Source organism: uncultured Winogradskyella sp. (assembly GCF_947498005.1).
Taxonomy (GTDB): domain Bacteria; phylum Bacteroidota; class Bacteroidia; order Flavobacteriales; family Flavobacteriaceae; genus Winogradskyella.
On record NZ_CANMIW010000007.1, the window covers coordinates 1 to 12,026 of the forward strand.

Below are 12,026 nucleotides of genomic sequence, written 5' to 3' on the forward strand. Positions count from 1 at the left end.
AGTTCATGTCCTAACTCAATCTTTAAGATTCTTCGGGTCTGCATTCTTATAAATTAGAACTTAGGGGTTTCTAATTAGTTGTAGGCTTCTACTTTTTGGGGCAAAAAAGGTGATTCAATTATTTAACTAAACAGTAGTGTAGGTTCAATCTGAGTAGGCAGATTACTACTGTTTAGCTTTAATTTATACTGACCAAACAGCGGGTTTAATAGATTTTTTATCCATAATTTTATAAAAATGTTCTATGTACATATTTGCAATTTCTGACATTGGATAAGCCGTCGCTGCTTTAAAGTTTGTTTCTGCTAAATCTAATCTATACTCTTCATTTGTAACAATAGCCTCTATTGCATTTGCTAAACTTTCTGTATTAGTAGGCTCAAAGAACTCTCCTTTATAGCCTTCGTCTTTTACGAGTAACGCTAAATCCCCTAGGTCTGGCATAACTACTGCTTTACCGTAACTTCCTGCTTGATGTAATACACCTGAGCTTCCCGTTGTAGATGTGTAAGGAAATATAACAACTGCACTTTCTTTGAAGATTTTTGGAACTACCTCCTCTTCTACATAACCCGTAAAACGTATCTGTGAAACATGTTTATAATCTTCCTTTACTCTAGCCAAATAACCAGGTACATTTGGGTTATCTGTTCCTGCGATTACAATTTCTAAGTCTAGCCCTGTTCTTTCTCTAACTAATTCTACAGCTTCAATCATACCCTCTACCTTTTTATAGGTGCCAAACTTCCCAAAAGTCATTATTTGTAATGGACCTTTTGGCAACGTATAATCTGGTTCTGCCGGAATCTCAAACGTACCGTGAGGAATTAACTCAACATTTGGCGCATAATATTTATACTCTAAAGAATGAACGTATTTTTGAATTGTAACAGCAACTATATCCGCTTGTAAAATAAGCTTAGTTAAACTAGTTCCTATTAAACCGTAGATTTTTTGCATTAGCTTATTTGAGGTAAATCCTGCGCTTTCTAAATCAACTTCCTCTAAAATATTGTGCAACAATACGATGTTAGGAATATTCTTTAATTTGCAAACCAATGGTAACATTAAACCTAATGCTGCCGCAATTTTCTTATCTCCGAATTTCATAAATTGTAAATTGAATAATACAGCATCTGGTTTAGTATTATTAATAGCCTTTGTTACTGAAAACAAATTTTTGTAGCTATTAAAAGACCAGCACTCTTTTATGGTAATTTTACAACCAGCTTCTGTGAATGTAATGTCCTTTTTACCTTCTGTTTTGTCTGTTAGCAGAACTAGTTCAGTTATTTTTTCGTTTTGTCTAAATTGTTTAACTAAATGGTATGCATACTCGTTTAATGTTACTTTGCTTGGAGGGAATGCTGTTACTATTGCTAGTTTCATGGTAATGGATTTTATAAATGTTTTAATTAATTACACTACAAATTTGGCATTTAAAATCACTGGTTTTTGAAAGTTTCGATAGGTTAACTTTTACTGTAGACGAATGGAATAAATCTTAAGACAAAGGTTTTTCAGTTTTAGTATTATTGCTAAAAATCAATTAAAGTCTGGATCTACCAACACCTAATTATTTTGATCTGGATAGTAAGAATACTAATCTATTGAATTGAAGAATAAGTTAGAACATCTTCAAAATACAATCTATGTAACATTTGTATTAATAGGGTGCGAACAAAAAACCCAAAAACTCAATTGCACATAATAAATTGCAATTGAGTTTTTGGGTTTTACTAATAAAACAGAGACCTACAATAGGTAAACTATTTTGAATAATTATATTTTTCTATTATACAGAAGCCGTTGCTATTCCTGTAGATTTTTTTTCGATAATAGTACTAAAAGTATGCAAATATAATTCTGCAATCTGAGACATAGGATGAGCTGTAGCGGCTTTATAATTTGTTTTTGCAAGTTCTAATCTATAAGCATCATTAGTAACAATTGCTTCGATAGCCTTTGCTAAACTCTCAACGCTTGTGGGTTCAAAAAATTCGCCTCTATAACCTTCATCTTGTACCAATAAAGCTAAGTCTCCTAAATCTGGCATTACCACTGCTTTTCCGTAACTTCCAGCTTGGTGTAAAACTCCTGAGCTACCTGTTGTAGATGTATAAGGAAAAACGACAACTGCACTCTCATTAAATAAAATTGGCACTTCGTATTCTTCAACATAACCTGTAAAACGTACTTGTGGTACATGTTTATAATCTTCTTTAACTTTTGACAAATAACCTGGAACATTTGGGTTGTCTGTACCAGCAACAACAACTTCTAAATTTAATCCTGTTGATGCACGCACTAACTCAACGGCTTCAATCATTCCTTCTACTTTTTTGTAGGTTCCAAATTTTCCAAAAGTCATTACTTGCAATGGACCTTCTGGTAATTTATAATCTGGTTCAGCAGGAATTTCGAAAGTACCATGTGGTATCAATTTTACATTATTGGCACCATATTTATCCTGTAATATGTTCACATATTTCTGCATAGTAACCGCTACTGTATCAGCTTGAAGAATTAGTTTAGTTAACGATGTACCTATAAATCCATAAATTTTTTGCATTAATTTATTGGATGTAAAACCAGCACTGCCTAAATCAACTTCTTCAAGTATATTGTGTAGTAATACTATATTAGGAATTTTTTTCAACTTGCATACTAAAGGTAACATTAATCCTAAAGCAGCGGCAATTTTTTTATCGCCAAATTTCATAAATTGTAGGTTAAACAAAACTGAATCTGGCTTAGTTTGGTTAATCGCTTTAGTTACTGAAAAAATATTCTTATAACTATTAAAAGACCAGCACTCCTTTACTGTTATCTTACAACCAGATTCGTTAAACTCAATATCCTTTGCGCCTTCTGTTTTATCGGTTAACAATATAAGTTCTGTTACTTTTTCATTTTTTCTAAATTGCTTGACTAAATGATATGCATATTCATTTAAAGTAACTTTACTAGGCGGATATGCCGTTACGATTACTAATTTCATAATTTCTGTGGTTTTAGTATTGGGACAAGTTTTTAATTTTTATTTGATCGTATTTAAAAAAGGCTAATTGAATTGTTAACAACAATAGCATAGCTATTATTTGCATATGTACTACTTGTTCTAAACTCTCGTGATAGAAAATTACCAAACCCATTTGAAGCATGCCAAATACTCCAGAAATAACAACTGGAATATATTTGTCTAAAGACAGGTAGTAGTAAGCGAAAATATTAGAAATGGCAAACATTGAGGTTGCTAATGCATATTTCCATAGTAATGGTGCCATAGCTATATAACTCTCTCCAAATAGTAATGTGATTATGGTTTCTGGAAAAATTAAACAACCTATTATAATTGTAATTGATATAGCGGCTATATACCCAATGTACTTAAAAAGAGTTGATGCAGTTTCTTTGCCCTCTTTTTTAAGTTGAACCACTGTAGGCAATAGCAACATTACAAACATCCAAGCTATGAAGTATACTATTCTACCTATTAAGGCCAAAGAGGCATATAAACCAGCTTCGTATGACTCAAAGTAATGTTTAACTAAAAGTATATCACTATTATTTATAATAATTTGAGTTAACTCATAAAAAGCAGTTATCACAAAAAAGCTTTTAATTTCTTTTGAATGCGTTTTACTTAATACTAAAGCTTTCTTTGAAATTAGTTTTGGAAACTTAAACGGAAATAATCCAAATACAAATGAAGCTAGTATACCAGCAGCAATAACAACAGATGATTGAATATTAAAAATTAAAATTAGTCCTAAAGTAATTATTAAACGGCTTAACATTTCACTTTGATAAGTAATAGATAAAGACTTAAAAGACTTTTTTCCTTGAAAAACTCCTCGATTTACACTCATTAAAAAATATAGAGGAACACCAAACCCAAAAACAACAAACATATTAGATGATGATGATGTGTTAAACACGCTTTGCAGTTGGTCTGCAAAAACGATTATCAATAATCCCATTATTACACCAACCGCAAGCGAATTTTTATATATTTTAGAAACAAAGCTCTCGAAAACCTCATTTTCAAAAAGCACAGAGAATTTAGCAGTTACAAGTTGAAATGTCATCGCAGCAAAACTTAGTACCAATAAAAATGTAATTAATACGGCAGCATCTGCAAATTGAGCTGGCCCTAAAACACGACCTAGAATTAAATTATATAAATAGTTCCCACCATTTACGGCTAACACACTCAGCATAAAAAGTTGCTCTGGTGTAATTTTTCTAGATTTTAAAATTGCTAATATTTGCATGATTCTATAATAATGTATTTGTATAATTTATAATACAAATATCTAATTTGAAACAGTGGAGGGAGATTAAATTTCGTTCAGATACGCTTTGCATAAGACGAATCTACTATTAGTGTCGTTTTATTAATTGTTATAAATTAATAGTCCATTTTACTAGCATTTAACACCATTTTCTCAGTGTAACAAAGTAATTTTGACGCACTTAAGCAGGCAAATATAGCATTTAATCGGTAAAAAATTAAGGTTTATCATAGTTTTCTTTCAAAAATAGTTTACATTTACGCCTTTAAACGACTGAAAAAGAGTTTGTTTAACTAAAAATCAACCCCAAAAACCTACTATTATGATTAAAATACTTGCCATTGATGATCAACAATTAATATTGTTATCATTAGAAAAACACTTAGGCGATTTAGGATTTGAAATACAATGTGCTCAATCTGGCGAAGAAGGACTCGCCTTGTTTGACAGTTTTAAACCAGATATTGTAATTGTAGATATTAATATGGACGGCATGTCTGGGTTAGAGGTCGTAAAGAATATTAGAAACGAAAAGCAATCTGATACTAAAATCTTAGTACTTTCTGGAAACACTAATGAAGATACTGTTATTGATGGATTTGACTTAGGTATAGATGACTACATGAAAAAACCCGTATCACTGAATGAGGTAACTGTGAGAATTAATAGACTTTTTGGTATTAAAACTAATAAAGCACAAAATAAAACTACTAAAGATCAAATACTACAAGAGCGTTGTGTTGGTGTTGTTATACCTTGCTACAATGAAGAGGACAGACTTTCTAGTAAAGAATTTCTCAATTTTATTGATAGTAATTTAGGTTACCAATTGTGTTTTGTAAATGACGGTAGTACCGATAAAACATTAGAGGTTTTAAATTCATTGAAAAAAGGTAGAGAAAACAATATTCTTGTATACGATTGTGAAAAAAATGGTGGTAAAGCTGAAGCTGTAAGACAAGGTGTATTGCACTTAGCTAAAGATCCTCAATTAGATTATATTGGTTATTTAGATGCCGACTTGTCAACCGATTTTAGAGATTTTGACGATTTAGTAAAAACTATTGAAGATTCAGACTTTAAAATTGTAAGTGGTTCTAGAATGAGCAGAATGGGTGCAGACATCACTAAAGAATCTGCACGTAAAATTATAAGTAAAACTATAAACCTTATTATCCGTACTATATTAGGTATGCCTTTTAACGATACCCAATGTGGCGCAAAAATTATGGATAAAGACATAGTTAATCTTATGTTTAAAGATAAGTTTATTACACGATGGATTTTTGATGTTGAAATCTTTATTAGAATGCGAAAACATTATGGCAAGAAAAAAGCAATTTCATACATCTGCGAACAACCACTAAAACGATGGATACATGCAGATGGTTCTAAATTGTCTATGAAAGATTCTGTAAAAATTGTAGGGCAACTTGGTCAAATTGCAATACACTATAGATAGAAATATTTAATAATTAAGAGCCCTAAACTCTATATAAAGTACCAATGGGCTTTTTGTGTAGATGAATGGTTAGTTACTACAGATTAATAAAATAATACTTAAAGCTAACTTGCACTTGTAATTAATTAAATATAATATGTCACGTAAAAAATTGTTATTCTTAATATCCTTATTTATCATACAGTGGATTTTTGCTCAAGATATGAAAGAAGGATTCACGTATTTAGAGACTGGAAAATATGCCCAAGCAGAAACTTTCTTTAATGATATTCTTAATGATTTTCCAGATAACAAAACGGCACGCTTATGTTATGGACGTGCTATAGGGCTTAATGGAAAAGCTGCCGAAGCAAATACATTGTTTACAGATTTACTCGCTGAATATCCTGATGATTTTGAAGTAAAATTAAATTATGGCGAGTCTCTATTATGGAATAGTAATTTTACAGATGCCAAAGTCTACTACAATAGCTTGGTAACTGAAGACTCTCAAAGTTTCGCAGCGCTTCTTGGTTTTGCCAATACGCTTTCTAATTTAAAGGAATACGAAGATGCATTAGCTATGGTTAATAAAGCTTTAGAGGTATCACCAGGAAACCCTAACGCTATGGTTTCTAAAAAATATATTTATTTAGGCTACGCATACCAAAACCAACAAGCACAAAATTATGACAAAGCTGAAGCATTATTAACCAAAAACTTAGAGCTTTACGGTGATGATAAGGATACACTATTAAACTTAGCTAATCTCTATTTAATTTGGAACAAACTAGACAGTGCAAAAACTATGTATAATAGGTTAGCAGAGCAACCAGAACATAAAATTATTGCTCTCAACGGGTTGGCTTTAGTAGAACACTTAAACGGAAAAGAAAAAAAAGCTTTAAGTATAAGTACAGAAGCCTTTAATAGTATAAATAAAACAACAGATAAAAACATTGCTAAGCAAACAACAGAGCGCTATGCACAAGCACTAATCTGGAATAAAAAATTTAAAACTGCCACAAACTTAATTAACACTTTAATTACTGACAACCCAAATGAAAATTGGGTTTTGGCATTACGCGCTACTTTAAATATATACAAGAGTAATTTTAAAAAGAGTTTAACCGATTACAATCAAATATTAGTAAACGATAGCACCTCCTTTGATGGAAACCTCGGAAAAGCAAACGTATTAAAGGCTTTAGGTTATACAGACGAAGCTTATACTTCTGCTGAAAACACTTTAAAATTTTACGATCAACAAAAAGATGCTACCAATTTTATTAATCAATTAAACAATAGCTTTGCACCCACTTTAGAGTCTAAAGCATCGCATACATTTGATAACGGAGACAATAAAGCCTTTGCCTTTAATAACAATGTTATATTTCCATTATCTACAAAATTTGCATTATTAGGAAACTATAACTACCGAACAACAAACAATACAATAACTAATAATAGTGCAACCTCAAATAACCTATCTTTAGGGTTATCTTACAAATTTATACCTAGTATTACTTTTAAAGGTACTGCAGGTATGACATCAGCACAAGCAGAAACTATTGATTATACACAACTCTTAACAGATCTTTCATTTAATATTAAATCCTTTAAACTTCAAACATTAGATATTGGTTATAAAAGGCAAATCGAAAGTTTTAATGCCGATTTATTAGATAGAGAATTAGTTCAAAACAATTATTACGCAAATTATAATTTAGGTACAAACTTCAATTTAGGTTGGTTTACACAATTAATGCATACCTCCCAAAATGATGGTAATAGTAGAAATCTATTATTTACTTCATTATATTATAACCTATTACCAAAACCATCTGTAAAGGTTGGTTTTAACTACCAATATATTACGTTTAAAGACCAAGTACCAACGGTTTATTTTAGCCCAGAAAAGTTCAATGCCTACGAAATATTTGTAAACCTTATAAAAGATGAAGCTGCAGCAAAACCAAAAGAATGGTTTTATAATTTAACAGGTGCGTTTGGTTACCAATACATTGAAGACGATCCTAAAATAACAGCTTATAGAATACAAGGTGCGTTTGGGTATAGATTCTCTGAGCGCAGTTTATTAAATGTTTATGGAACACGCAGTAATATAGCATCAGCAACAGCTGCTGGTTTTACATTTACTGAAATTGGGTTGCGTTTTAAGTGGCAATTCTTGAAGAAAGCGGTTTTTAATAGATAAACAAAAAATTGTAACCTAGCTTAGGTATATAGGTAACTAATCTGCATAAAAACCCATTAGATTATCTAACTTCTTAATTACAGACATTCATTTAATGCCACAACTATATATTAAATCAACTGAGTTGTTATTCTATTCACTTGGTCTTCCGTTAAAATAGGATCAAAATATTTGATGTAATTATTCAATTCTTTCAATAATTTTACACTGACATATTTAAAATTCTCTGCTGGTCTATGGTTAATCATCACTATTAGATTTCGTATAGGAATTTTTTGTTCTCCCCAATGATGTTCATTTAAAATTATGCTTTCTGAAACATGTATATAAAGCGCAAAATTTGACCTTTCAATTTGCTCTATTGGTGATCTTAAATTACGGGAATTAACTGAGGATTTACTCCAGTTTTTAGTTTCTATAATAAAAATACCAGCCTTTGTAATTAAGAGATGATCAATCTGAATAGATTTAATTCTTTGATTATATTTTTTAAAATAAATTGGATCAGAAAAGTTTAAATTAAAATCATTAATTAAAACATAATCATCTGATAACTTCTTTATTTCTTTAACCACTAAATTTTCTCCTATTGCCCCTGAAATTAGATTCATTGAATTCTCAACAACCTCACGTGTATACTCTAACTTTTCAATTTTAGCCTTTGCTCTTTGTTCAATGAGTTGCTGCCTTTTATTTTCATATCTATTTATAAAAACTCCATCAATTTCAATCTTTCTTGAGATGTCTTTTACAATTGCTCTGATATGCTCTGCTTTACTTTTTATTAAGCGTTTAGATCTATATTTAAGAGAGTAGAGCCTTACATTTAAAAATAGTTTTTTTAGAACATTTTTGCTTTTATCATTTTGAATTAGAGCAATTTTCTTCAGTAAATCAGAAATCTTATTATCCTTATTTTCTGTTTCTAAATTGATTATTTCAGCTCTATTCTGAATTCTTTGTTCATTATCAAAACACTTTTCAGAATATTCTTTATCCAGTTTAATCTTAATATCATCATAAATATTTTCTCTTTCATAATTGTAATTTTTTATAAAGTCCTTTATCTGCCCTATAGAATTAAATCTTGTTATTCCTTTATCCTCTAATTCAGTTTTTAGAGATTTTAATGATTCTATGGTTCCATATATTCTCGCCATTTAAAGGGTTTAAAACATTTCTAATTAAAACTTACGCACATCGTCATCGATAACATATTATTGAAATATAAAATTAAGTATTTATCTTCTTAAAAAGAAGCTAAACATCTCATAAAGATAGCATTAAAACCCAAACTAACATAAAAAAGAAAAGGCAAAAGCTTTCGCTTTTGCCTTTTCTTATAGCTATTAATTAAGGGTTATTTTATGATAAGTTTTATTGGTGTAAAATTGTATTGATTACTAACAATTTTACAGAAGTAAAGACCAGAGCTCAAGTTTTCTCTGTTAATTTCTATGCTATTACTTCCTGGTATTGTTGTATATATTGTGCTATATACTTGCTTGCCTAGTTGGTTGTACATTTCAAAACGTACAGTTTCACTTTGATTTACTGAGAAGTTAATTGTAGCTTTTGAACTCATAGGATTAGGAAAAACAGTTAAGGTTTCTAAATCCTTAGTATAATCATTAATAGATAATGACGATGGCGCTGTAAATCTTAGATCGTTAATATTTAACGATTTTGAAGTCATTGTTCCATTTTCTGCTACCATAGTAAATACTATAGTCACTACATCATTTAATTCAGCAGTATCAAAAGAATTATTTTCTAAGTCTTCTATTTGTATAGTAAAATCTTGTATTTCGTTTGTTAAAGCCACATTAGTTTTAAACTGTTCTGCCCAGTTTTCTATACTTTCTTTTACAAAAGTAATTTCTAAATTACCTGTTCCTTGTGCGCTAAATTGAAAACTTGCGAAATCTGATACATCTACAGCTTGAAATCTAGGCGTTAAAGCTCTATAAGCTGCAACGTAAGAATCTGTAGTTGCATTTAAAGTTACATTTCTTTCTATCGGAAAATCTTCTTCTGCAAACGTATTTGTGTTTGTAGACACTTCGTAAAGACTTACATTAGTACCAGATTGAGAATCATCAACTCCCCAAGGACCATCAGACATAAATAAGTCATCTGGTGTTGCAACACCATCACCAATTCTAAATCCTATATCAAATAAATTACCTGTTTCTACTCTAAGATTTGTAATGTAATTTCCGTTTAAGTTAATTGTAGAATTAAGATTTTGAAATGCTTCCGTTTCTGTTGTTCTATAACCTGCATCTAGCGTAATACTTTGTGTACCATTAGTATTTACAATCTGTAAATCTAATCCACCATCTGAGTAACCTCCACTTTTTACAAATACTGTTGGTGGTGTAGAAAGTTCATAAGATGAAATTGGCTTTTCTACTTCTAATAAGTTTAACAGTTCTTGTCCTAACAAATACAAATCATCAATAGAATTAGACCATATTTGAAAGTTATAAAACGTTACGTTAGCTTCATACTGATCTAAATTCCAGTGGCTTTCTATCGCAAAATTAGCATCACTGTTTACCACTTTCGCAGATAAACTTAAGACAAACTCAAAAGTTCCATCTTCGTTCTTTATAATAGATTTTATAAATTGTTGTTCGTTAATATCCATTGTAGAAACATTAACTAACTCTCCACCCAATAGACGATCACAGATATATTTAGTATGCTCGTAAACACCATTTTCCGTTTTTAATGCTAATACAGAAGCAATAGGACTATTGTCTTTTATGTAATCTATTGCATAAATTTCTGTTGCATTGGTAATGCCTATTAAGTCTGAAGGTGAAGCCTCAACCGCTTCATCTTCATTAATAGTAGTTAATGGTATAAAATCTTCTAATGTAAAGTTTGAATTCGCATTTTTAGTTGCATAGCTAGGTCTTTTTACCGCTCTTGGTGCTGTTGTAGGATCAAACTTATAACCAGTTTTTGCTCTCTTAAAATTACGTGCGTTAATTTGCTCTGCTAACCTGTTATTACTTTCTAAACCTCCATTATTAGAACTTGATGTTGGTGCTGCAATTACTTCACAAGACCCAAAACCAGAACAAGAAGGATCTTCACAATCTATAAGTCCATCACCATCATCATCAATTCCATTATCACAAATTTCTTGTAATACTGGTGCTGTTGGGCAACGTGCACCGTCATTACTTGCGCTCGATGGTCCAAAAGCAAATAAGTTAGATTCAATATCTGCTACTGTGTGTATAGTTTGTACTGCTTGAATCACATATATAGTACCTGTTTGGTTTGCAGAAATGTAAAAACGACCTTCATTATCAAAATAAACGGCTCCATAGGTGTAGCTTAAACCCGATAAAATTGGCACTTCTCCTAGGGCAGATACTTGTCCGTTTGTAGGATTAATACGGTATAAAATATTTGAACTCTTAGCTACTGCATATATCTGACCATCTACTGCATTAAATGCCCAATCATGAATACTTATATTTTGAGACAAAGTCCCAGTCGCCTCGAATTGTGTATAATTTTCAGACTCTGGATTTAGGTTTATTTTATAAAAAGTTGTTCCTCCACCTTTTAAATAATAAATACCATCTGCACTGACATCACCCACATAACGACCACTATCTGGTAACTCATCTATATAGTAAGTGGTGGTTGTAAAATCTGTTCCTATTTTTACAATAGATTTTGCTGGTGTACTTAAAGAGCCCCAAATAAAACCATCTGCAGGATTATATGCTGTGGCATTAATACTACCTGGCGTTACATCAGCCGCTACTTGGTAAGAATTTCCTGAGGCTAAATCAATAGCATACACATCGTTGTACTGAAATAAGTAGGCATTATAATCGCAATTAAAAGGATTATTCTGAGCTTGAGCTCCAATACTCATTATTGTAAAAACAATAATTATGAATTGATTTTTGTTTTGGGTAAAGTAATTCATGTTTATTTTAAATTTAATTTCGAAACAAATATATCTGAATATCAGACTGTAAGCTGATATTTTCGGTTAAATATGCAAAAAACACCCTTGATTAACGGCTAAGTATCG

General features: G+C 30.9%; 7 protein-coding genes. 2 read left to right on the top strand and 5 right to left on the bottom strand.

The window, feature by feature from the left end; translation table 11 throughout:
• Positions 1–183: 183 nt before the first annotated feature.
• The 3 genes from Q0891_RS12850 to Q0891_RS12860 form a co-directional block, all read right to left on the bottom strand.
• Positions 184–1,389, bottom strand: a complete 1,206-nt coding sequence (locus Q0891_RS12850; RefSeq protein WP_299102194.1) for a glycosyltransferase — start codon at positions 1,387–1,389, stop codon at positions 184–186.
• A 406-nt stretch (positions 1,390–1,795) separates the two neighbouring features.
• Positions 1,796–3,001: a glycosyltransferase gene (locus Q0891_RS12855; protein WP_299102196.1), complete on the bottom strand. Its 1,206-nt coding sequence runs from the start codon at positions 2,999–3,001 to the stop codon at positions 1,796–1,798.
• Between the two features lie 13 nt (positions 3,002–3,014).
• Positions 3,015–4,277: an oligosaccharide flippase family protein gene (locus Q0891_RS12860; RefSeq protein ID WP_299102197.1), complete on the bottom strand. Its 1,263-nt coding sequence runs from the start codon at positions 4,275–4,277 to the stop codon at positions 3,015–3,017.
• Between the two features lie 346 nt (positions 4,278–4,623).
• Here Q0891_RS12860 and Q0891_RS12865 point away from each other — a divergent pair, with 346 nt between their 5' ends.
• Together Q0891_RS12865 and Q0891_RS12870 are read left to right on the top strand one after the other, a co-directional pair.
• Entirely contained in the window at positions 4,624–5,760 is a 1,137-nt protein-coding gene (locus tag Q0891_RS12865) for a response regulator (protein WP_299102555.1), read from the top strand.
• Positions 5,761–5,896: 136 nt separating this feature from the next.
• Positions 5,897–7,957 (top strand): tetratricopeptide repeat protein, encoded by a 2,061-nt coding sequence (locus Q0891_RS12870; RefSeq protein WP_299102199.1) that lies wholly within the window; start codon positions 5,897–5,899, stop codon positions 7,955–7,957.
• A 110-nt stretch (positions 7,958–8,067) separates the two neighbouring features.
• On the opposite strand, the gene Q0891_RS12875 is transcribed toward Q0891_RS12870, so the two are convergent.
• Together Q0891_RS12875 and Q0891_RS12880 are read right to left on the bottom strand one after the other, a co-directional pair.
• Positions 8,068–9,117: a nuclease-related domain-containing protein gene (locus Q0891_RS12875; RefSeq protein WP_299102200.1), complete on the bottom strand. Its 1,050-nt coding sequence runs from the start codon at positions 9,115–9,117 to the stop codon at positions 8,068–8,070.
• 200 nt (positions 9,118–9,317) lie between these two features.
• Complete coding sequence (locus tag Q0891_RS12880) at positions 9,318–11,918, bottom strand: T9SS type A sorting domain-containing protein (protein ID WP_299102202.1); 2,601 nt, start codon at positions 11,916–11,918, stop codon at positions 9,318–9,320.
• Positions 11,919–12,026: the final 108 nt, after the last annotated feature.

Coding starts and splice junctions, on each gene's coding strand:
- Q0891_RS12850 (WP_299102194.1), bottom strand. CDS start 1,389: ATGAAACTAGCAATAGTAACAGCATTCCCTCCAAGCAAAGTAACATTA.
- Q0891_RS12855 (WP_299102196.1), bottom strand. CDS start 3,001: ATGAAATTAGTAATCGTAACGGCATATCCGCCTAGTAAAGTTACTTTA.
- Q0891_RS12860 (WP_299102197.1), bottom strand. CDS start 4,277: ATGCAAATATTAGCAATTTTAAAATCTAGAAAAATTACACCAGAGCAA.
- Q0891_RS12870 (WP_299102199.1), top strand. CDS start 5,897: ATGTCACGTAAAAAATTGTTATTCTTAATATCCTTATTTATCATACAG.
- Q0891_RS12875 (WP_299102200.1), bottom strand. CDS start 9,117: ATGGCGAGAATATATGGAACCATAGAATCATTAAAATCTCTAAAAACT.
- Q0891_RS12880 (WP_299102202.1), bottom strand. CDS start 11,918: ATGAATTACTTTACCCAAAACAAAAATCAATTCATAATTATTGTTTTT.